We start from the raw sequence: 21972 nt of genomic DNA on the forward strand, positions 1-21972 counted from the left end.
CCCGCCCCAGACCGACCCATGCCGGAGTGCCCTGCCATGCCCTGTTATATCAGTACACACCCCGCGTTATAAAGCCGTGGCCAGCCCTGCTGGCGGCCTTTTGCCAACAGACATAATAAAAAAACCATATCAACATGAATTGCAGGCTACAGGCCACGTCATGAAATGGTTTTTATAATACAGGGAATTTCCCGACCCATGAATGCCATCGTAGTTACCGCGCTACGTCGGCCCTATACCTTTGTGGTGCTATCGATCCTTATTGTGGTCTTTGGCATCATGTCGGTATTGCGCACGCCGACGGACGTATTCCCCAACATAAAAATACCGGTCGTGTCCGTTGTCTGGACCTATGGCGGTATGCTGCCGGAAGAATTTGCGGGTCGTATCATCTACAATTACGAACTGATGGTGACCTCCACTGTGGAGGGTATCGAACATATGGAAAGCAGTTCGTATTACGGGCGCGGTATCGTCAATATATACTTTCAGCCCGGCACCGATATTGGCAAGGCGGAAGCAGAAGTCACCGCCATATCGCAGACGGTTATAAAACAGCTTCCTGAAAATATCCCATCCCCCATGGTGATGAGCCTTGATGCTTCCTCCGTGCCGGTACTCACGCTTCAGGTCACGTCTGACAAACAGACACCATCCGACCTGTTCAAGCTGGCGATGATCCGCGTCCGTCCGCTGCTGGTCACCGTGCCCGGCGCCGTGGTGCCGCAGGCTTATGGCGGCATGGACAGTTTTGTCATGGTCGCACTCAACCAGCAGCAGCTACAGGCGCATCACCTGTCGGCCATGGACGTGCAGAACGCCCTGCGCGGGCAGAATATCGTGCTGCCAGCGGGGGACCAGAAAATCTCGGCCACCGACTGGATGGTGCAGACCAACGCTACGCCGCGATCCATGAAGGAACTGGGCGATATTCCCGTCAAGCGCGTGGGCAATGCGGTGATTTATGTCCATGACGTGGCCGAAGTCTATCGCGGTGGCCACCCGCAGACCAACCTTGTGCTGGTGAAGGGCAAGCAGGGGGTGGAGATTGTCGTGATGAAAAGCGGCGATGCCTCGACGCTGGATGTGGTGGCGGGGGCCAAGGCGCTTCTGCCGCGTATCCAGAAACTGCTGCCGCCGGATGTGAAGGTCAGCATACTGGGCGATGCCTCGATCTTCGTGAAGGATTCCATCTTCGACGTGGTGCGCGAAATGCTCACGGCGGCCGCCCTGACCGGCATGGTGGTGCTTTTGTTCCTGGGGTCATGGCGGCCCACGGTCATCATCGCCACTTCCATCCCTCTGGCCATCCTGTGCGCCATTATCGGCCTGCATTGGGCGGGGCAGACAATCAATGTCATGACGCTGGGCGGCCTGGCGCTGGCGGTAGGCATTCTGGTGGATGACGCTACGGTGATGATCGAGAACATCGACGCGCATCTGGAAATGGGCAAGTCGCTGGAACCCGCGATCATCGACGCGGCGAACCAGATCGTCATTCCCACCTTTGTCGCCACCACCTGCATCTGCATTGTCTGGCTGCCGCTGTTTGGGCTGAGCGGGGTTGCAGGCTGGCTGTTCATGCCCATGGCGGAAGCCATCATCTTCGCCATGATCGCGTCTTTCATCCTCTCGCGCACACTGGTGCCGACCATGGCCAAATATCTGCTGGCCGGTCACAGCGTGACAGGACATGGAGATTCCCACCATTGCGAACCGCAGGTCCACAACCTGCAATATCCCAAGCGCCTGCCCGAACGCTTTCAGCAGGCGTTTGAGCGCGGGTTCAACACCTTCCGTGAAAGCTATGCGGGCGTGCTGGAGCGCGCAATCGCGGGGCGCAGGCGGTTCGTGGGCGTGTTTCTTGGCGTCTCGGTGTGTTCACTGGGGCTGTACCTGGTCGCGGGGCGGGATTTCTTCCCCGAGACCAAGTCGGGCACGATCCAGATGCACATGCGCGCACCCCTTGGCACCCGCATAGAGGTGGCGGGACGTGAGGCATCGTTGGTGGAAGACCGGATCAACCAACTGTTTCCCGGCAAGGTGGAAAGCATGATCGAAAACTGCGGTCTGCCCGAAGGTGCCCATAACCAGGCCTTCATCCCCACCCCCACCATCGGCACGCAGGATTGCGACATCACCATTGCGCTCAAGGATGAGGAAACACCTGTGTGGGATGACCGCACCATTCTGCGCCATGACCTGTCAGAACGCTTTCCCGGCACAGTCTTTACCTTCCAGCCTGCCGACCTTACGGCACGGATCCTGAACTTCGGATCACCCGCACCCATCGACATCCAGATTTCGGGGCCGGACCTGCGCGACAATTACGATTATGCCCGCCTGCTGGTAAACCGCCTGCGTGGCGTGCCGGGGGCAGCCGACGTGGTGATCCAGCAGACCATGAAAACGCCGACCCTGTTCGTGCAGGGCAACCGCACCTTCAGCCAGGCCACCGGCATGACGGAAGCGGACCTTGCCAATAACGAACTCATGACGCTTTCAGGCAGCCAGACAGTGGACCCGCAATACTGGCTGGACCCGGCCACGGGCATCACCTTTCCGCTTAATGTGTATGTATCACAGGACCAGCTGACACATTTCAACAACCTCATGACCATTCCGGTGGACAAGGGCGATGGTGACCCGCAGGGGCGGCACATGCAGTTACTGGGCGGTATCAGCAATGTTAGCGCCACGGGCACGCCGGGACAGGTCTCGCACTTCAACTCCATGCCTGAAGTGGACATCTATGTCTCTGCCGAGGGCGCGGATCTGGGGCAGGTCACGACAGGCGTGCAGCATGTGCTGGACCAGACGCAGAACAAGGTGCCATCCACCGCCGCCGTGGTCATGCGCGGCCAGACTGAGACCATGCGCCATGCCTATGTTGAACTGGTGTTCGGGCTGGTGGTGTCGGTGCTGCTGATCTACCTGCTGATCGTGGTCAATTTTCAGTCATGGCTGGACCCGTTCATCATCATCTCGGCCCTTCCGGGTGCGCTGGCCGGTATCGCATGGGCGCTGTTCCTGACGCATACGCGGCTTTCGGTTCCCGCACTGACGGGGGCGATCATGTGCATGGGCACCGCCACGGCCAATTCCATCCTTGTGGTGTCCTTCGCGCGTGAACGGATCGAGGAACATGGCGATGCGCTACGTGCGGCGCTGGAGGCAGGTTACGGCCGTATCCGCCCGGTGCTGATGACGGCACTGGCCATGGTGATTGGCATGGTGCCCATGGCCATGAGCAATTCACAGAATGCGCCATTGGGCCGCGCTGTCATTGGCGGGTTGCTGGTGGCCACCGTCTCCACACTTTTGTTCGTGCCGTGTGTTTACGCAATTCTGCACAACCGTCCGTCCCGCAGCCGTGGGGAAGTGAACTGATGTCCACCCAGAAAAACAGAAAAATCATCATGTTGGCAGGCGCCGCCGTTATTGTGGGGTGGTGCGGGTACCTGCTGGTCGAGCGCGTGCAGCATGCTGCCGCCCTGCGGCGGGAAGCTGCCATTGCCTCCGTGCCCGATGTCATGGTCATCTCGCCGCGCCACGAAGCCCGCCATGTCAGTCTCGACCTGCCCGGCACGGTGGAGGCATGGTACCAGGCCCCCATCTACCCGCAGGCGTCGGGTTACGTGCGCATGTGGTACAAGGATTATGGCGCGCGCGTTGCGGCAGGCGACGTGCTGGCGGAAATCAACACCCCCGGACTTGATGCCCAGTTCGCGCAGGCGCAGGCGGACCTGCAATCCTCGCAGGCGAAATACGACCTTGCGGTTGTCACGGCCCAGCGCTGGCGCTTGATGGGTAAGTCACAGGCAGTATCGGGCCAGTCGGTATCCGTGCAGGATGCGAACGAGAAATCCGCCGCAGCGGATCTTGAAGCAGCCCGCCACAATCTTGACCGCTACGCAGCCCTTGAACGCTTCAAGGTCATTGTCGCCCCGTTTGACGGTGTGGTGACGGAGCGCGACATCAACGTGGGCGATTACGTGCATGAAGGCGGTGGCAACCTGAATGCTACGGGTGCGGCCAGCGAACTGTTCAGCGTGGCCGATACGCACCAGATGCGGCTGTTCGTCTCGATCCCTGAAAACATGTCCTACATCCTCCAGCCCGGCCTTCAGGCCAGCGTACAGGTGCCGCAGTTCCCTGACCGCAGGTTCGAGGCGAAGTTCCTGACCGTATCGGGCGGTTACGACCCCGATACCCGCACCAGCGTGAGCGAGTTCGTGATTGACAATGCGGACCATGCCCTGTGGCCCGGAACATTCGCTGCCGTTACCCTGACAGCACCCGAACAGGCTGCCCACCAGACCATACCCACCGGTGCGCTGGTGTTTCAGGAACACGGGATGCAGGTGGCCGTGGTGGATGCGCAGAATCACGCGCATTTCCACACCATAACCGTGGGCCGCATGGGCGATGGGGCGACACAGGTGCTTTCAGGCATCACCCCAGGTGATCGGATCATCGACAACCCGCCGGCCGACCTGCTGGAAGGCGAGAGCGTGCACGTGGTCCAGCCCGTGGCCGGATACAGCAATGACACCGATGAAAAGGACGATGAATGATGACCCGCCGCATGCGTCGTTCCGTATGCAGGGGCGGTGCGTCCGTCCTTGCACTCGTGTCACTGGCGGGGTGCGATCTGGCTCCCGTCTATCATGCGCCGCACTATGTCGTTCCCGCCACATGGCAGGGGCAGGCCCCTTTTGCCGTGGCCCAGCCTATGGATGACCACATTCCCGCCAACTGGTGGACCGGCTTTGCCGACCCCCGGCTTGATGAACTCGAAGCCCTCGCCACCGACCATAACGGGGATCTGCAGGCAGCCAGCGAGCGGTTTTTGCAGGCGCGCGCGATCGTAAGCGAGGCCCGTGCCGACCTGTTGCCCCATTTCGGGCTAGCCTTTGGCGGCAGTAACAACAAAAGCTCGGCCGAGCGGCTGTTCCGCTACAAGGGGCCGATCACGGATTCAGATGAATTCTATGGCGGCATGGCATCGTGGGAGCCGGATTTCTGGTCCTCCATCCGCAACCGCGTGCGCCTGCAGAAGGATTACGCGCAGGAAGCTGCGGCGCAGTACGCTTCTGCCCGGCTCAGCCTGCAGGCGGAACTGGCCAGTGATTATTTTACCCTGCGCGGGCTGGATGCGCAGGCGGCGATCTATACCCAGTCCATCGGGTATTATCAGGAATCCCTGCGCGTGACCCGCACAAGACTGGTGGATCAGGCGGCATCGCAGTTGGATGTGGCCCGTGCAGAAAACCAGCTTTACACCACACAGGCCCGCCTGCTGGACATTCAGGCCCAGCGTGAGGTGATGGAGCATGCCATCGCCGTGCTGGTCAATGTCGCCCCATCATCCTTCCACATTGCAGCGGATTCGCATCTCAATGCCACCCGTTCTGCGCTGTCCACCCCCATGCCATCGGATCTGTTGCAGCGCCGGCCAGATGTTGCCGTAGCCGAACGGCAGATGGCACAGGCCAACCGGGCCATCGGCATCGCACGCGCTGCGTTCTATCCGCATGTCTCGTTCCAGATGAATGGCGGGTTTGATGACAATGGCTTCAACCTTGCCAACCTTGCCAATTCCATGTGGTCCTATGGCGCGACTGTGACCATGCCGGTGTTTGAAGGGGGCCTGCGCCGCGCGCAGTTGCAACAGAGCTGGTCCGCATACCGTGAAACCCGCGACCATTACCGCATGACGGTGCTTGCCGCCTTCCGTGATGTGGAAGATGGCCTGTCACGTACAAGGCGGCTGGATGGCGAGAACGAACGCCTGCACGCCGCCGTGGGGGCGGCCAGCCAGACACAGGACATTACAATGAACCTGTACAAGGGCGGGCTTGCCACCTACCTGGATGTGCTGATTGCCCAGGTCAGCACGCTGGATGCCCGCATACAGCAGGTGGAGGTCCAGACCCGTTACCTGCAAGCCCGCATCGGCCTGATCCGTGCATGTGGCGGCGGGTGGGATGCAGCCCAGTTGCCTGCGCCCAACCGCCTGTTCTCGGTTGATCCGCTGCAATATTCCGGCCTACATAACGCCCACCCTGCAGGTGACGTACCCGCCCCTCACAGCCACGGACCGGACGGGGATGATGACCTGACCGGACCAGTGCTGACGCCGGGCCTGCGCCAGTAAGGCGCGTAAGCCGCTATCGCTGATATACCAACGAACAAACACACAAAAACGGGTAGGTGGTCGTAACCACCTACCCGCTGATTTACCTATTTTCGTGACATAAGAATGTTGCCGCGACTACGTGCCTTTTGATGATAGCCAACTTGGGTCAGTTTGCTCATCAGGTCTGATTGCCAGCGATCACGCTCACTGTATTCCATGATGATGTGATCAGGTAACAGGCTGGCAGGAGCCGTACTCAAAAAGGGCAGTAAAGCTTTATCCTCATACCCTTCAATATCTATCTTCAACACATTGACCTTGTTGACATTCAACTCCGTCAATATATCCAGCAAAGGCCGGATACGAACGGTCTCTCCTTTACCCTGACCAATGGTGCCACCACCGTAATCCATGTTCGTCTGGATCAGGGTGCCGGTTTCATCTCTTTCACCTACGGCTACTTTAACCAAACATGCTGCACTACCATTGAGAAACATGTTGTTACATAACCTCTCAAAGAGAATGGTGTTTGGTTCAATAGCGATGATACGGGCCTGCTTGGTAACAGCAAACAGGGAAAAGAACCCCATGTTGGCACCAATATCGAGGAAGGTGCCACCAGTAGGGAGGCACTTGTCCAGCCACCTCCACTCTTTGGCGTTGTAGCAATTACCACAGACCGCCGACTTGGCATCAGTCTGGTTGTCTTGAGGGTAAAACCGAACCTTCAACCCAAACAGGTAGGAATCAACAGGTCCTCCTTTACACTCCTGCTTGAACCTTTCGACAAAGGGACGCCTCAATTTCATATATCCAAACGAGGTATTGAAAAAGATGTAGCGTATCCATTGCTGTGTTTTGGTAGGAGGGTAAGTACCAAAGGGCTGTATGTTTACGTTATGTTCCTGAATAGGCACAACGAATGGCGGTGATTCCGCCACCTTTTGAAGCATCATTATTCACCATGTTTCATCGCCCTACGACAGGCGTGTTTGAGCAGCAACGCCTCCTGGCGTCGGGTGGGTCGTAGCGTGTGAAACAAGGTAAACTCACGCCCTACCTATTCCCCCAGACGACAAACAGTAATCACTGTTCACCGCTGGACTATAGTCCGGGTGTTGTATTCGGCAGGCCACCCGACATAGGGGCCTCCTTGTTTCAACGGCGCTACGACACGCCACTTTTAATGTAGCACATGTAGGGCAGCACTACTACAGGCAAAGATAATATATTGATTTATAAATGAATTATAAAAATATAATTTGATTTTTTGGCAACCATATTAATATGATGGAACGATTTTTGAGTTGTGTTCATGCTAGTTGTCCAGAAGGGTAACGGCGGTGGCAAAGCTGGGTGCAAGGGGCAGCAGCGGTGATATGGTGGCCTGCCATGCGTGGTACAGGTCTGCCTTGCCGGCATAAACGGCGCTGGAAGGGTAATTGTGTTCGTCCAGTTCCTGTATCCATCCGCCCTGTCTGCGGTCTATCATGTAGGTATCGATATAATCCCAGATCGTGCGGTACCAGTGCTCATAGCGCGCGTGTCCGGTCCGTTTGAGTAGGGCAGCGGCGGCGGTCAGCGCTTCGGCCTGGCACCAGTGCGGGCGGTTGTGCACGACCGGCCTGCGCGCCCAGTCGATTGTATAAAGCAGGCCGGGCGCGCCATCACGCTGCCAGCCATTGTTCATGCCGCTGTGGAACAGTTCGACCGCATCTTCCACCAGCCATGGCGGAGCATGGCCTTCCGTGCGTAGCAGGGCGGCTTCCAACTTGAGCAACAGGTGCGCCCATTCCACAAAATGCCCCGGTGTCATGCCGTAGGGGCGCAGGGCATCGGTGGGCTTGTTCTGGTGGTAGGCCCTGAGCACCTCCCAGTTGCGGTTGTAGTGCTCGGGCAGACAGTAGCCCCCGTCACGCGCATGGGTGTGAATGAAGCGTTCGGCAACACGCAGCGCCCGGTGCCGCCATACCGCATTGCCGGTTACGTCCGCCACCGCCATGCAGGCCTCGACGGAATGCATGTTGGCGTTCGCACCCCGGTAATCTTCTTCATCCGACCAGTCCGCGGCAAAACTTTCACGAAACACGCCTTCCGCCTCGCTCCAGAAATGTCGCTCCCATATGGTCAGCGCCGAATCAAGCAGTTCATGCGCCCCCGCAATTCCGGCAACACGCGCCGATGATGCGGCAAGCGCTATGAAAGCATGCAGGTAGGCCTGCTTGCGCGAATTTTCAGGTGGGGCTCCTGCCACAGTTGGGGTCAGGTACCAGCCTCCATGGTCGTGATCCTCTAGCGCGCCGCGCAGGCAGGCCACGCCATGGGCGGCCAGCGGTGCGCAACCGGGCAGGCCACGGCCCATGGCCACGGCGTAGACATGGGTCATGCGCGCGGTGAGCGTGCTGTCGGCCACGGCATCGGGCTGTAGCCGCCCGTCATCGCCAAGGGCGGAAAAGCCATGGGGCACGCGCGATGGCTTGGAGAAATCCAACAGGCGCTGACCTTGCATGTCCAGCCAGCGGCGATGCGGCCCAAGGCGTAGCCACGAGGTGACCGGCAGCATCAGCGCCGGCAGGGCCTCAGCCATTGATGATCATTCCACCATTGACGTGGATCGTCTGCCCCGTGACGTAGGATGAATCCCGTGCCGCCAGATAGACATAGGCCGGGCCCAGTTCGCTTGGCTGGCCCACGCGCTGCATGGGCGTATTCTTGCCCAGGTCAGCTACCGCCTGCGGGTCCACCGGCCCCCAGCTTGCGGGTTGCAGCGGGGTCCAGACCGGGCCGGGGGCCACCGCGTTGACCCGTATGCCCTTTGGTGCAAGTTGCAGCGCCAGGGCGCGGGTAAAGCCCATTTCCGCCGCCTTGGTTGTAGTATAGGCCACCAGTGACGTATTGCCCGCAAAGGCATTGATGGATGATGTATTGATGATCACGCTATCCTGTCCCAGATGGGGAAGGGCTGCGCGGGTAATATAGAAATAGCCGTTGATGTTCACATCCATGTGGCGCTGCCACTGGGCATCGGTAATGTCGGTCAGGTCATTGCTGACATACTGTACCCCGGCGTTGTTCACCACGATATCAAGGCCGCCGAATGTTTCTACCGTGCGGGTGACTGCATCTGTGCACACGGCACTGTCCGATACGTCACCACGGATGGCAAGGCCGCGCACGCCTTCGGCTTCCACAAGGCGGATGGTCTCGCGCGCATCCTCATCCTCTTCAAGGTAGAGTATGCCGACATCCGCCCCTTCACGGGCGAAATGCAGGGCAGCGGCCCGCCCGATGCCACTATCCCCACCCGTAATGAGTGCCCTGCGGCCTGCCAGCTTGCCGCTGCCTTTGTAATCGGGGCGGATGTGCTCGGCTGGCGGGTCCATCAGGCGTTCGATACCGGGCTGGTGCGGCTGGCTCTGGGGCGGGATCGTCTTGGTCATGGTCTCTCCGGTATGGCTGTTGGAGGGGCAATGCCCGATCAACGCTATGGGAGAGGTATATGTTGCATGCTGATTGCATGCCCCCTGTCACAATAAAAACAATATGGAGCAGCAGTAATATTAATAAAACAGAAGTATTTTCAGGCCACGATCCACAGTCCGGGTGTGGCCTGCCACTTTACAGGTGCGAGGCCCGCAGCAGCGGCCATGCCGTGCCACGAGCAGGGTAATCTTAGGCGGAGGGTGCGGCTGCCGCATCGATCTCCAGCGCCAGCGTGGCCATGCGCACCGCGCCCGCCTTGCTGGCCGCACCACAGATGAAGCGGGCAGGGTGGGCAAATACCGCATCGGACACGCCTGATACCTTGGCCAGCGCTTCGCCTTCCAGCCCGCGCCATGCGTCTGGCAGGGATACGCGCTGGCCGAAGTCACCGCGCGTGGGCGGCACGGCCTTGACGTTCCACCGATCGCGCCCGGCAGGGGAGACGACATAGACCACCGGCAGGTCGTGCTCGAAAATCACCTTTTCCGTTGGCATGCCCGTATCCATGATCAGGATGCGCTTGTCCTGTGCCGCCTCATAGGCTGCCAGTACGCGGCTTGCAGCCTTCAGGCTGGCGCGCACGCGGTCCACCATGTTGACCAGATAGCCCGCAATCGTGGTGGCAGCCTGGGAAAAGCCCGCGCTCTCGCGCGCACGGGCCTGTTCGGGGCCGTACAGCTCGGCCGTATCCCATGCGGGACGGCAGGCGGATACGATATCGGCCAGTGACAGCTTGCCCATCTTTGCCACGCCATTGTCATCCTGATCGATCGGCAGGACCAGTGACTTGTCAATCGCCTGCCAGATGGCGGGGAGTTCCGCCTCATCTACCGGGGTGGCCAACATGTTGCGGATGGCAGCAATGCCGTAATCCTTCCACAACAGCCCTGCCGCGCTGTAGGGCGTGCCGTCCTCACGCAGGGGCTTATCCTTCATGTGATGGTCATAACGGCCTGCGGCGGGGTCATGCCGGCCGCCTACGTCAAATACGATATTGGCGGCAGCAATTCGCTCCGGCGTGCGCGTACGGGTGAAGTGCAACCGGTCCCCCGGCGTATTGGCCATCACACGCCCCGCCAGATCTCCCTGCGGTGCAAGGGCGTAATGCAGGATCACATAGCCCAGCGTTTCATCCAGATGGAAATTCCCCGAATGAGTCACGGCAGTGACGGTGACCGTATCATTATCAAGACCGAAGGGTGTGTGTTGGGACATATGTGAACCTGCCGCGGGAATGGGATGGGAAACTGGTTGCCCCCTCATGCCGCAAAGGCGGAGACAAGACAATATCCCCCCATGCCGGTCGGGCCATCCGTCCGGGTCTGGTGGCCCATGTCCCGGTGGGCGGAGGATCACATCCGTCCACCGGAGATACTCAGCATGCGTTACAGTGGCGTGCCGGTCAGGTCTTCAAGCAGGCTGTCAAGAAAGGTGTGGGGGCGTCCAGCCTTGCCCGGCTGGTCGGGGGTGGTGGCCTCGACTGGTGGGGCGGGCGGGGTGCGGCCTGCGGCCAGATCCCACAGATACTGGGCGCGTGTGCGTTCCGCCTGCATGGACACGGCGGCCTCGCGCAGTCTGTTTAGTGCGGTGCGCGCGTCTTCATTGCCTTTCTGGGCAAGGGGAATCAGCGCTTCGGCCGCATCGCTTACACGGGCCTGGCTTTCCTCGATCTGGGTGCCCAGACTGAAATAGGCTTCCGCCACGGCTTTCGGGTCCATGATCTCTCTCCACGGTCATTGTCGGGGCAGGGTAACGCAATCATGGTGCATGCGGCAGATGGTGCAGGCATGGCAGCCATACGCTGTCCGGCCAGCATGTCTGCCACCCTACCACCGGCCGCCGCCACCGCCCATCGGGCCGCCACGGTAAGGTCTGCCGCCACGGCGGTCATAGCCATCATGGTAATAACCACCATGGTTCCAGCTCCGGTCATGGTGGTGACGGGGGCCGTAGCACCCGGCAAGCGATACCGCCATGGCCAGCGTGGCCATAATCTTCAGGGTGTGGCGCATCGGAACCTCCTGTAACATGAAGCAGGTGGAACGCGGCATGATGGCCAGAGTTCTGGGCAGCCAGCGTTCGGGGCAGCAGCCATCAGGGCGGGAGGGGGACCGGTTCAGGGTGCGGTATCAACCAGTACGATCTCGGCATCCCCCAGCGCGCGCACACGCAGCACGGCGGTGTCGGAAATGGCCGCGCCATCACGCTCGCCTACCCGCAAGCCCTCTATTTCTACCGCGCCACGCGCGGGGACAAGATAGCCCAACCGTTCATTTCCCAGCGGGTATTCCACCACTTCACCATTACGCAGTGTGGCGCCCAGCACACGTGCATCGGTATTGATGGGCAGCGCGTCGGTATCTTCCTTATGGCCTGATGCCAGTACCACAAACCGCCCCGCGCGCTCGCCGCGCGGGAAAGCCCGCGTTCCCCATGAGGGCGCATGCCCCGTGCGGTCGGGCATGATCCAGATCTGGAAAAGCCGCGTGGGCACATTATCGCGGTTGTATTCGCTGTGGCGGATACCGGTGCCAGCCGACATGACCTGCACGTCGCCCGCTTCCGTCCGGCCAGTATTGCCCAGGCTGTCCTGATGCGTGATGGCCCCTTCGCGCACGTAGGTGATGATTTCCATGTCACGGTGCGGGTGGGTGCCAAAGCCTGTGTTGGGGGCGATCATGTCATCATTCCACACTCGCAGCGCGCCCCAGTGCATGCGCGCGGGATCATGGTAACTGGCGAAGGAGAAATGATGCCGGGCATCCAGCCAGCCATGGTCGGCATGGCCCAGCCTGTCAAAGGGACGGATCTCGATCATCTGCCTTAACTCCATTTTCCGTTTGCGTGCTGGCATGTTAACGCGGGATTTCTATGGTATATATGGAAATGAATGAAACCTACCGTTTCTGAATATTGCACATAAAGACAAGGTTCCGGTTGTCGGTTATGGAAACGATGGATGGAGCGCATTGCTTGAGGATGCATGATGAGACTGCCCGACCTGGAAGCCTGGGCCATTTTTGCAAAAGTGGCCGAACGTGGCTCCTTTGCCCGCGCGGCGGAGGAGATCCAGCTTTCCAAACCCACCGTATCCAAGGCCGTAAGTCGGCTTGAGCAGGCGCTGGGGGTTGCGCTGTTCAACCGCAATTCCCGCCAGATGTCCCTGACCGAGACGGGCCGCGCGCTGCTGGGTCATGCCAGCCGTATTCTGGCCGAGGCCGAAGCTGCCGAGACCGAAGCCCGTGGCGGCACGCTGGTGCCATCCGGCCTGATCCGCATTGCCGCCCCCATGACATTCGGGGTGCGTCACCTTGCCCCGTTGCTGCCGGGTTTCCTGCGCCAGTACCCTCAGGTCGACATCACCATGGATTACAGCGATGCGCTGGTGGACCTTGTAGCCGGGGGGTATGACATCGCGCTGCGGATCGCGGCACTGGCGGATTCCGCCCTGCGGGCGCGGCGGTTGTGCGGTGTGCGGCTGGTACTGGTTGCATCTCCCGCTTACGTGGCGCAGATCGGCCATCCTGATGACCCGCGTGCACTGGAGGGGCACAGGAGCTTTGTCTACACCAACACCTCCGCGCCGGGCATGATCCGCCTGCATGAGCGGGTGAGCGGGCGGGAATACGTGCTGTCACAGACGGCGCGCCTGCGCTCGGACAATGCGGAGGCCTTCCTACCCGCGCTGGAGGCGGGGCTGGGGTTCGGGCTGTTCCCGGAGTTCATGGTGTGGAAGGGGTTGCAGGCCGGACGCATCATCCGCCTGCTCCCGCAATGGGAGGCGGACCCGGTAGCACTTTATCTGGTCACACCCGCCAGCACGCTGCGTCCCATGCGGGTCACGACGTTCATCGATTATCTGGCAGGCGCGTTCGCACGCCCGCCATGGGAGCATCAGGACGCTCCCGCCCATTCTGGTGCCGCATGAAAGAACACCCCCGGCCTTATGGCCGGGGGCGTCCATCCAGCTTTTGCGTGGTAATGGTTCAGGCGAGCCGGCGCGCCAGGTCGGCCACATGCTGGCCAAGGAATTTCGCCCCGTCCAGTTCATTGGCGCTGGGCTGGCGGGAGCCGTCGCCTGCCGCGATTGTGGTTGCGCCATAAGGGGCACCGCCGGTCACTTCATCCAGCTTCAACTGCCCCTGAAAGCTGTAGGGCAGGCCGGTAATGACCATGCCATGGTGGATCAGGTTGGTCAGGATTGAAAACAGCGTCGTCTCCTGCCCGCCATGCTGGCTGGCGGTAGAGGTAAACGCCGCCCCCACCTTGCCCACCAGCGCGCCCTTGAGCCACAGTCCGCCTGTCTGGTCCCAGAAATTGGCCATCTGTGAGGGTATGCGGCCAAAGCGGGTCGGGGCCCCCACGATGATCGCATCATACTCCGCCAGTTCGGCGGTGGTGGCGAGGGGGGCGGCCTGTTCGGTCTTGAAGTGGTGGGCCTTCGCCACATCCTCGGGCACCAGTTCAGGCACGCGCTTGACATCGGCTTCCAGGCCGCCCGCGCGCACGCCTTCGGCCACTGCGTGGGCCATCGTCTCGATATGGCCGTAGGTGGAATAATACAGAACAAGAACCTTGGGCATTTTCATGGTCTCCCGTTATGGCGTGAAGGTCTCAACACTATCGTGCCCCGGTCTTGCCGATACCCCAAATACGGAAACCTACCGTTTCCGATCTTTTGGGCGTGCGTCTACAGTTCGGTCCACTGGCGCGGCAGGTTGTGACAGGTAGCGGTCAGCCCCAGCTTGCCGGGACGCTTATCGGGCAGGGCCTTGCGGATTTCGATGACCGAGCAGTCAAACTGGTAGGGCAGGGTGTGCTGCACGTCGTTGCGGATCATGGAGTGCGACCAGAAGAATGCCGCCCACCTGCTGCCGCGCGTGCCTTTATGTACGCTGTGCAGGATCGTGGCGGGGTTAAGCACCATGGCACCCGCAGGCACCCGGATACGCTGGGTGCCATAAGTATTCTGAATGATCAGTTCACCGCCTTCATATTCATCCAGTTCGCTCAGGAACAGGGTGAAGGGACATATTGGTGCGGATGCGGACCCGGTGCCGGGCAGGGAGCGGATGCCCGTGTCGTCGCAGTTGAGCAGCGGGTTGCGCCCCAGTATTTGCAGCACCGGTCGGCCAGTTCGGAGCAGCAGAACAATGCACCCCTGTGCGTGCCAGTGCTTCAGGCTGGCCTGTATCAGGTTTTTGCCGTGCCATCATAACGCACCGGCTGGCTGAACAGGTAGCCACCGATCGGGGCTTAGGGTTTCATGCCTGACCATCCCACAGACCATGCTGCACGGAAATGGGGGAGACGGGCAAAAAGTGTACCCGCCACCCGCGCAGGGCTATGCCTGTTCGCGCCAGAGGCTGACCGCGTCAATCCCTGCCCTGAGCAGGGTCTGCGCCTGTTCGGGGCTGTCGGCCTCCACATAGACCCGCAGTTCCGGTGCGTTGCCCGAAGGGCGCAGGTGGACGACCCTGCCATCGGCAAAGGTCATGCGCAGGCCATCGGTTTCATCTACGCTGGCAAGCGGGCCGCAGATTTTGCACAGGCCCAGCGCCTCGGCTCCCTGTACGGGGTCTTCGCTCAGACGCGCAATCCGGTCTCTGCTCTGTGCGGTGGGCATTTCAACCAGCCGGTCGCTCAGGGTAAAGCGGGGCGGCAGGGTGCGCACCAGTTCAGCCAGATCCATGCCCGCGTCGCGTGCGGCGACCAGCGCGCACAGCATGGGCAGCACGGAATCACGGGTGGGTAGGGCGCGCAGAGTGCGGCCATTGCGTGTCACGTCGCTGCCCAGCAGGAAGCCACCATTGGCTTCGTACCCGACCGAAGGCAGGCTACCAGCGGCGGCGGCTTCGGTCATGGCGGCAACCACGAAGGGCGAGCCGATGCGGGTGCGCCGCACATCACTGGCAAAGCCCGAGAGTTCCAGCGCGCTATTGCTGCTAACCGGCGTGGTCACGGCGCAGGCGCCCAGAAAGCGCGCGGCCAGAATGCCCAGCACATCGCCCCGCAGCCAGTCCCCCGCACGGTCGGCCAGGAGGGGGCGGTCGGAATCGCCATCGGTGGTCAGGATCGCATCAAGCTCACCATCGCTCGCCCACTGGCGCGCCAGGGTGGCATCCTCGGGGCGGACGGCTTCGGTATCGACGGGAATAAAATCCTCCATCCGGCCAAGCGGTACGGCACGGCCACCCAGCGCTTCGACAATATGCACCAGCACGTCACGCCCCACGGCGGAATGCTGGTAGATGCCAAGGGTCAGGCCAGACAGGGCATCAGAACCGAAAAAATCACGGTAGCGAGCGATAAAGCCGGGCACGACATCGGTCACGGGTGGCAGGATTGGGGGGGATATGAGCGCAGCACTGCCATCAAACAGGCTATCGGGAAGGTCCACATCTTCCTCACGCATCGCAGCTTCATCGGATTTGAGGAATTCCCCATGCGCGCGATTGAACTTTATGCCGTTGCGGTCCGCCGGAATATGGCTGCCTGTGACCATGAGCGAAGGGATGCCCCGGCCAAAGGCATACAGGCACAGCGCTGGCGTTGGCACGAAACCGCAGAAGACCGGCCGCCCCCCCATGTGGGTGATGGCCGCGACACAGGCGCGCAGGATGTGCGGCGTGCTGGGCCGCAGGTCTCCCGCTACGGCAACATCTGTGCCGGGTGCGAACTCACCCAAGGTGGCCAGATGCCGGAGGTAGCCCACCGTATAGGCGAAGCAAACGCGATCCGTCATGGCGGTAACAAGGCCGCGCGCGCCGCTGGTCCCGAACGCGACGCCAGAGTGCTGCATCCACTGGGCTATTTTCATAAGGTCTTTCTCGCATCTGTCATCGTATCGGACTGGTTCCCAAGGCTACACGATAAGGAGCGTCTGCGCACGCCTCATGTCATGTCCCTGCCGAAGGGCAATATGGGCATGGGGAAATATGGCATGACAAAGGCCATGCTACATGCAGGAAAACGGTGCGGGGTGGAAAGGTGGCGCATATGTATCCATGTAAGAAATCTTTCGGTTTTCAAGAAAAAATGAAACCGTTTCTCCTGTCGTTGCGTTTATTACTCTATCGGTATTCAGGATCAATAGGGAGGGGATGATGGCAAACCTGGTTCATTTTCTGCAGTATGTTGCGCTCAAGCAGTATTTCGACATGCGCGACCAGCAGGCCCGCGGCATCGTAGCCGTGTCAGTTGTCAGTCCTGTACCCCCGGCCGGGCGCGGGGTGGAGGCAGACCGACATCGCGTCGTACGCATTCAAGCAGAATAACACAGTCCCGCCTGCCATTCCCCGCCGCCATCGCGGGCGGCGCGCCCGTCGCGCAGCCTGCGGGCCTGTTTCGGCGAGAGCGTGCTGCAGCAGGCATGGATGGCGTCTGCACCCAGCGTGGTGGCAATGCCACCGGGACCGAAGGTCAGAACCTGTGCAGCGGCATCATCAAACAGCATGGAAAAGACGATGTTCGCCCCCTGTGCCGCGGCGGGCGGGGTAGGGGCCAGGGTTGCGCCCTGTGCCAGCAGGTCATCCACCCTGGCGGCAATGCGGTTGTACACGCATAGCCCATGCCCTGCCGCCAGCAGGCGTTGCGCCATGGAGTGCCCCATGGCGCCCAGCCCGACAAACCCGATCTTCATGACCTGACTCCCATTTCCTGTTTTTCCTTACTGGGCTGAACGTGCGTGGTGGGGCGCGGAAACAGGGCATGGGGAATTTTCAGGCCGGGCAGGTCATGCGCTCTGGGGCATGGTCGCCATGTCGATCACGAAGCGGTATTTCACATCCGAACGCAGCATGCGTGTGTATGCGGTTTCGATCTCGTCCATGCGGATCATCTCGATATCCGCCGTGATGTTGTGCTTGCCGCAGAAATCCAGCATTTCCTGCGTTTCGGGAATACCGCCAATCAGAGAACCGGCAAAGCTGCGGCGCTTCATGAGCAGGCTGAACACGGAAACCGGCAGCGGCTTTTCCGGCGCGCCCACCTGCACCATCGTACCATCGCGCTTGAGCAGGTCCAGATAGGCGTTGATGTCATGGTCCGCCGCCACGGCATCAAGAATGAAGTCGAACTGCCCGCGCTCTTTCGCCATCGCATCGGCGTCCTTTGACAGCACGACCTCATGCGCGCCCAGACGCAGGCCATCGGCTATCTTGCCGGGCGATGTAGTGAACAATACCACTTCCGCCCCCAGCGCACGGGCGAACTTGACCCCCATGTGGCCCAGCCCACCCAGCCCGACAATGCCAACACGCTGGCCGGGTCCGACCTTCCACTTGCGCAGCGGTGACCATGTGGTAATGCCCGCACACAGCAGCGGGCTGGCTGCCGCCGGGTCCAGGGTGTCGGGCACGCGCAGCACGAAGGACTGGTCAACTACCACGGCGCGCGAATAACCGCCAAACGTAATGCCGCGGCCGTGCCGGTCTTCGCCATTATAGGTGGCAACAAAACCGACCTCGCAATACTGCTCCAGCCCCTCGCGGCAGCTGGCGCATTCACGACACGAATCAACCAGGCAGCCCACGCCAACCATATCGCCTTTTTTGAAACGGGTGACCGACGTCCCCGTTTCAGCTACCCGGCCTACGATTTCATGACCCGGAATGCAGGGATAGATCGTATTGTGCCATTCATTACGTGCCTGATGCAGGTCGGAATGGCACACGCCGCAGTACAGGATATCGATCCGTACGTCATCAGGCCCGGTTTCGCGCCGCTCGAAGGTAAAGGGCTTGAGTGGGGCATCGGCCGCTGTTGCGGCATAGCCGACACATGAAAGCATTCTGGAGTCCTTCCGTTTTCTGTTCAGGCGGATTTGGGTTTCTCGCCCGCCATGGCGCCCGTACGGTAGCCGCCCTGGCGTTCGATCATCCAGCCAGGGTATTCCGGGGGCAGGGCACTGACATGATCAAGGGCCGCCAGTTCCACTTCGGATAATGTGATCGCTGTGGCGGCCAGGTTGTCGGTCAACTGTTCGGGGCGGCGGGCCCCCATGATGACGGTGGTGACCACCTTCTGGTGCAAAAGCCATGCCAGGGCGATCTGCGCCACGCTGCATCCGTGGGCTGCGGCCATGGGGCGCATGGCATCAATCACGTCAAAGGCGCGTTCGCGGTTGACGGGTGGAAAATCGAAATTCGCCCGCCGTCCGTCACCCGTCATGGATGTGCCATCACGATTGTACTTGCCCGACAGCAGGCCACCGGCCAGCGGGCTCCAGACCATCAGCCCCACCTGTTCGGACAGCAGCATGGGAGCCAGTTCACGCTCCAGGTCGCGCCCGGCAAGGGTATAGTACGCCTGCAGCGAGCGCAGTGGGGCAAGGTTTTTGCGCTCGGCAATGCCCAGCGCCTTGGCAATCTGCCATGCCGCCCAGTTCGATACACCAACATAGCGCACATCCCCACTGCGCACGAGTGTATCGAGCGCCTCCATGGTCTCCTCGATCGGTGTCAGGGGGTCCACGCCATGGATCTGGTACAGGTCGATATGCTCAAGCTGCAGCCGCTTCAGGCTGGCGCGCGCCTGCGCCAGGATATGGGCGCGCGAGGCGCCGCGTGCGTTGGGGCCGGCACCCATGGGGCCAAGCACCTTGGTGGCGATCACCACATCATCGCGCGCAACGCCAAGGTTGCGCAGCGCCTGGCCCGTGATCTGCTCGGACTGGCCGGCAGCATACACGTTGGCCGTATCGATGAAGTTGACCCCGGCATCGAGCGCGGTACGCACAAGCCCGTCCGCGTGTTTCTGGTCCAGGCCGCCCATTTCCTTCCATATGCCGTCATTGCCGCCAAATGTCATGGTGCCGAGGCACAGTTCGGACACCAGGAGGCCGGTCTGGCCCAGTGGGTTGTATTTCATCGCTGTTCCCGCGGTTCAGGGGCGCCCGGTCCCATGCGGCTCCGGGCTGGTGGGACATCATGCCGTGCATGGCAGGGCTTGCATACAGAGATACGATCTGATCCTTGCACGATCCTATCATAGTGACGGCCTGAGCCTGTTGGTGCCATACCGGACCTGCCACCATGATGATAGAGAAAACATGATGTCCCAGCCACTCATGACCCTGCGCCAGACCATGGCCCGGCATGCCACGGGCCTGCAGACCGAAACACCCGTGCCGGGGCTGGTCCTTTTCCATTCGGTGGGGCAGACCCTGCCTATGGAAAGCGTGTACCGCCCCCGGTTGTGCATGATCGTGCAGGGCAGCAAGCAGGTCAGGCTGGGCACGCGGGTCTTTACCTATGATACGCGCAAATACCTGATCGCAACCGTAGACCTGCCGGTTACCAGTTGTGTCACGCAGGCAAGTGCGGACATGCCCTACCTGTCGCTCAGCCTTGACCTTGACCCGGCCGAGGTCGCGGCCCTGCTGCTGGGCGCACCACCGGTCGCAACGGACGCGCGCATGTCTCCCGGCCTTGCGGTCAGCGCATTGACGGATGACCTGCTGTGCCCCATGGCGCGTCTGGTCAACCTGCTGGACCGGACAGGGGATATCCCGGTTCTGGCACCGCTTATCAAGCGCGAGATCCTCTATCGTCTGCTGCAGGGCGAACAGGGCGGGCAGTTGCGCCAGATTGCCCTGGCTGGCAGCCACCTGTCGCAGGTCAGCGGGGCCATTGCATGGATACGCCAGCATTACGCGCAGGCGTTCGATGTAGATACCCTGGCGCGGCAGACCGGCATGAGCACGCCCTCGTTCTACCGCCATTTTCGCGCGGTCACCATGATGAGTCCACTGCAGTACAGGACGCGCATCCGCCTGCATGAAGCGCGCAGGCGGATGGTGAGTGTGGGCGAAGATGCCGCCAGGGCGGGCTTTGCGGTGGGGTATGAAAGCCCGTCGCAGTTCAGCCGTGACTATCGCCGCCTTTTTGGCGTTCCACCCGCACGCGATGTGGCCGCGCTGCGCGCCACGCTACGTGCGATGCCGCAGCGTCAGCAGGCAGGGTAGTACGGGCCATTGCGGCCTTGTGCCGCGCATAATACTTGCCTGCAGGGCACATGAATAAAGTTGCACCCAATAAATGTATTAACAGAATTGTCGTATGCGCATACCTTGATTTACTTTGTAACCTTCCAAAAATTTTTTTTTGTATTGCGTCGTGATGGTTATTGTTTCCATGCATAACATATTCTAGGGATGCAGCATTGCCGGGGAGTATGAGATGGCACGAAAGAAGACCATTTATCATCTTACAAAAGGGCTGCGCGACAGGGTGGATGCCTTCATCATGCGCCAGTCCCTCCTGCCCGACCAGGCGGTGTTTGACCCTTCCATCATGCCATGGGTCAGCATGCTGGAGCGGAACTGGGAAAACATCCGTGATGAAGCCCTGCGGGTGGGCGTGGGCAACATTCCTTCACTGGGGGATATCTCACCCGATCACGGGCGTATTGCGGCGGACAGGCGCTGGCATTCCTTCTTTCTGGAAGGATACGGCTACAAGCGGCAGGAAAACCGTGCCCGCGTGCCGCTTACGGCAACCCTGATCGATCATATCCCGGATCTGTGCACCGCCAGTTTCTCGGTGCTGGAAGCAGGCTGCCACATCCCGCGCCATCGCGGCATGACCAAGGGCATGCTGACCTATCATCTGGCCCTGCGTGTTCCCGCGGACCGCGAAAACTGCTGGATCCAGATCGAGGAAGGGGAAAAGCTTCATGTCTGCCCATGGACCGATGGTCATTCCCTCCTGTTTGATGACACCTATAATCACGAAGTCTGGAACAACACGGATCAGGACCGCTATGTCCTGCTCATACAGGTCAGGCGGCCCTGCCGGTGGCCGGCACGGCTGCTTATGAGCCTGTTTTTCGTGGGCGTGCGCTATTCACGCTTTGTGCAGGATATCCGCAAAAACCTTGATCGGCGGGGGTAGGGATATGCCGCGCGCATGCCTGCCTAATCCTGGCAGGCCAGGCGCAGGATGGTCTTTATGTTGAAGTCAAGCCGTTCCCGCAATGCTTCGGGTGCCGCACCGGTATAACAGTTGGTAAAACAGTAATAGCAGGCCGATGCAATGGTGATATTGACCTGAATCGCATTCAGCGCGGAGCAACAGTGTTAAAGACAGCGTTTTTTACAGGTGTCCAGAAAACCAACCTTGAATAAAAACAATCAATCCTATTTTCTGGCATCCATGCCGAGAAGATGCGGAAGGGTTGTACTTCATAAATCTGCCCATCAATGTCTTTCCCGTTCCGCGTGAGCCGCGTGTCTTCAGTTTTATTCATTAATATAGTGTGGCGGGAGATCAGGGCGTTTTCTCATAATATGGCAATCTGTCCATGCATGCGGTAGCGCACCCTTGTGGGGGCGAGTGGGCAAGGAT

The 21972-nt window shown here is 60.5% G+C and carries 20 protein-coding genes; 7 read left to right on the forward strand and 13 right to left on the reverse strand.

Features of this window, described 5'->3' with window-relative positions; all coding sequences use genetic code 11:
* Window positions 1-198 precede the first annotated feature (198 nt).
* Genes GLX_RS01815 through GLX_RS01825 form a run of 3 tightly spaced genes read left to right on the forward strand, consistent with a single transcriptional unit; the run spans window position 199 to window position 6160 of the window.
* Window positions 199-3390, forward strand: a complete 3192-nt coding sequence (locus GLX_RS01815) for an efflux RND transporter permease subunit (protein WP_041247069.1) — start codon at window positions 199-201, stop codon at window positions 3388-3390.
* On the forward strand, window positions 3390-4577 hold the full coding sequence (locus GLX_RS01820; protein WP_014104344.1) for an efflux RND transporter periplasmic adaptor subunit: 1188 nt from the start codon (window positions 3390-3392) through the stop codon (window positions 4575-4577). Before GLX_RS01815 ends, GLX_RS01820 begins: the two co-directional genes overlap by 1 nt.
* Window positions 4574-6160: an efflux transporter outer membrane subunit gene (locus tag GLX_RS01825; protein WP_014104345.1), complete on the forward strand. Its 1587-nt coding sequence runs from the start codon at window positions 4574-4576 to the stop codon at window positions 6158-6160. The genes GLX_RS01820 and GLX_RS01825 overlap by 4 nt, the downstream gene beginning before the upstream one ends.
* A gap of 86 nt (window positions 6161-6246) precedes the next feature.
* Here the strand turns inward: GLX_RS01825 and GLX_RS01830 are convergent, their stop codons facing one another.
* The 7 genes from GLX_RS01830 to GLX_RS01860 all read right to left on the reverse strand — a co-directional run bounded on the left by GLX_RS01830 (window position 6247) and on the right by GLX_RS01860 (window position 12443).
* Window positions 6247-7098, reverse strand: a complete 852-nt coding sequence (locus tag GLX_RS01830) for an FkbM family methyltransferase (RefSeq protein WP_014104346.1) — start codon at window positions 7096-7098, stop codon at window positions 6247-6249.
* A gap of 362 nt (window positions 7099-7460) precedes the next feature.
* Complete coding sequence (locus tag GLX_RS01835; protein ID WP_014104347.1) at window positions 7461-8729, reverse strand: AGE family epimerase/isomerase; 1269 nt, start codon at window positions 8727-8729, stop codon at window positions 7461-7463.
* Complete coding sequence (locus GLX_RS01840) at window positions 8722-9582, reverse strand: glucose 1-dehydrogenase (RefSeq protein ID WP_014104348.1); 861 nt, start codon at window positions 9580-9582, stop codon at window positions 8722-8724. Before GLX_RS01840 ends, GLX_RS01835 begins: the two co-directional genes overlap by 8 nt.
* Before the next feature lie 232 nt (window positions 9583-9814).
* On the reverse strand, window positions 9815-10840 hold the full coding sequence (locus GLX_RS01845) for an MYG1 family protein (RefSeq protein WP_041247070.1): 1026 nt from the start codon (window positions 10838-10840) through the stop codon (window positions 9815-9817).
* Window positions 10841-11010: 170 nt separating this feature from the next.
* Window positions 11011-11343: a hypothetical protein gene (locus tag GLX_RS01850; protein ID WP_014104350.1), complete on the reverse strand. Its 333-nt coding sequence runs from the start codon at window positions 11341-11343 to the stop codon at window positions 11011-11013.
* A 108-nt stretch (window positions 11344-11451) separates the two neighbouring features.
* Complete coding sequence (locus GLX_RS01855) at window positions 11452-11637, reverse strand: hypothetical protein (RefSeq protein ID WP_041247071.1); 186 nt, start codon at window positions 11635-11637, stop codon at window positions 11452-11454.
* 104 nt (window positions 11638-11741) lie between these two features.
* Window positions 11742-12443 carry a pirin family protein gene (locus tag GLX_RS01860; protein ID WP_014104351.1) on the reverse strand — a complete coding sequence of 234 codons (702 nt, stop codon included), beginning with the start codon at window positions 12441-12443 and terminating at the stop codon, window positions 11742-11744.
* 168 nt (window positions 12444-12611) lie between these two features.
* Between GLX_RS01860 and GLX_RS01865 the strand changes: the two genes are divergently transcribed.
* Window positions 12612-13553 (forward strand): LysR family transcriptional regulator, encoded by a 942-nt coding sequence (locus tag GLX_RS01865; protein ID WP_041247072.1) that lies wholly within the window; start codon window positions 12612-12614, stop codon window positions 13551-13553.
* A gap of 58 nt (window positions 13554-13611) precedes the next feature.
* Here GLX_RS01865 and wrbA read toward each other — a convergent pair whose 3' ends face one another.
* The 3 genes from wrbA to GLX_RS01880 all read right to left on the reverse strand — a co-directional run bounded on the left by wrbA (window position 13612) and on the right by GLX_RS01880 (window position 16427).
* Window positions 13612-14208 (reverse strand): NAD(P)H:quinone oxidoreductase, encoded by a 597-nt coding sequence (wrbA, locus tag GLX_RS01870; protein ID WP_014104353.1) that lies wholly within the window; start codon window positions 14206-14208, stop codon window positions 13612-13614.
* A gap of 107 nt (window positions 14209-14315) precedes the next feature.
* Complete coding sequence (locus GLX_RS01875; protein ID WP_014104354.1) at window positions 14316-14750, reverse strand: 2OG-Fe(II) oxygenase family protein; 435 nt, start codon at window positions 14748-14750, stop codon at window positions 14316-14318.
* A gap of 219 nt (window positions 14751-14969) precedes the next feature.
* The gene (locus GLX_RS01880) at window positions 14970-16427 is read right to left on the reverse strand and encodes a phosphomannomutase (protein ID WP_193360666.1); all 1458 of its coding nucleotides are present in this window, start codon (window positions 16425-16427) and stop codon (window positions 14970-14972) included.
* A 301-nt stretch (window positions 16428-16728) separates the two neighbouring features.
* Between GLX_RS01880 and GLX_RS18345 the strand changes: the two genes are divergently transcribed.
* A complete protein-coding gene (locus GLX_RS18345; protein WP_158309210.1) occupies window positions 16729-16902 on the forward strand; it encodes a hypothetical protein in 174 nt (57 codons plus the stop codon).
* Here GLX_RS18345 and GLX_RS01885 read toward each other — a convergent pair.
* The 3 genes from GLX_RS01885 to GLX_RS01895 all read right to left on the reverse strand — a co-directional run bounded on the left by GLX_RS01885 (window position 16890) and on the right by GLX_RS01895 (window position 19495).
* Window positions 16890-17267, reverse strand: a complete 378-nt coding sequence (locus tag GLX_RS01885; RefSeq protein WP_014104356.1) for an NAD(P)-binding domain-containing protein — start codon at window positions 17265-17267, stop codon at window positions 16890-16892. The genes GLX_RS18345 and GLX_RS01885 overlap by 13 nt on opposite strands.
* Window positions 17268-17360: 93 nt before the next feature.
* Window positions 17361-18416 carry an NAD(P)-dependent alcohol dehydrogenase gene (locus tag GLX_RS01890; RefSeq protein WP_014104357.1) on the reverse strand — a complete coding sequence of 352 codons (1056 nt, stop codon included), beginning with the start codon at window positions 18414-18416 and terminating at the stop codon, window positions 17361-17363.
* A gap of 23 nt (window positions 18417-18439) precedes the next feature.
* Complete coding sequence (locus GLX_RS01895) at window positions 18440-19495, reverse strand: aldo/keto reductase (RefSeq protein WP_014104358.1); 1056 nt, start codon at window positions 19493-19495, stop codon at window positions 18440-18442.
* 181 nt (window positions 19496-19676) lie between these two features.
* On the opposite strand from GLX_RS01895, the gene GLX_RS01900 reads away from it, so the two are divergent.
* Together GLX_RS01900 and GLX_RS01905 are read left to right on the forward strand one after the other, a co-directional pair.
* Window positions 19677-20591 (forward strand): AraC family transcriptional regulator, encoded by a 915-nt coding sequence (locus GLX_RS01900; protein WP_014104359.1) that lies wholly within the window; start codon window positions 19677-19679, stop codon window positions 20589-20591.
* Window positions 20592-20805: 214 nt separating this feature from the next.
* Window positions 20806-21519, forward strand: coding sequence for an aspartyl/asparaginyl beta-hydroxylase domain-containing protein (locus tag GLX_RS01905; RefSeq protein ID WP_014104360.1), 714 nt, complete (start codon window positions 20806-20808; stop codon window positions 21517-21519).
* Window positions 21520-21972 lie beyond the last annotated feature (453 nt).

Origin of the sequence: Komagataeibacter medellinensis NBRC 3288 (assembly GCF_000182745.2) — a bacterium.
GTDB classification, from domain to species: Bacteria; Pseudomonadota; Alphaproteobacteria; order Acetobacterales; family Acetobacteraceae; genus Komagataeibacter; species Komagataeibacter medellinensis.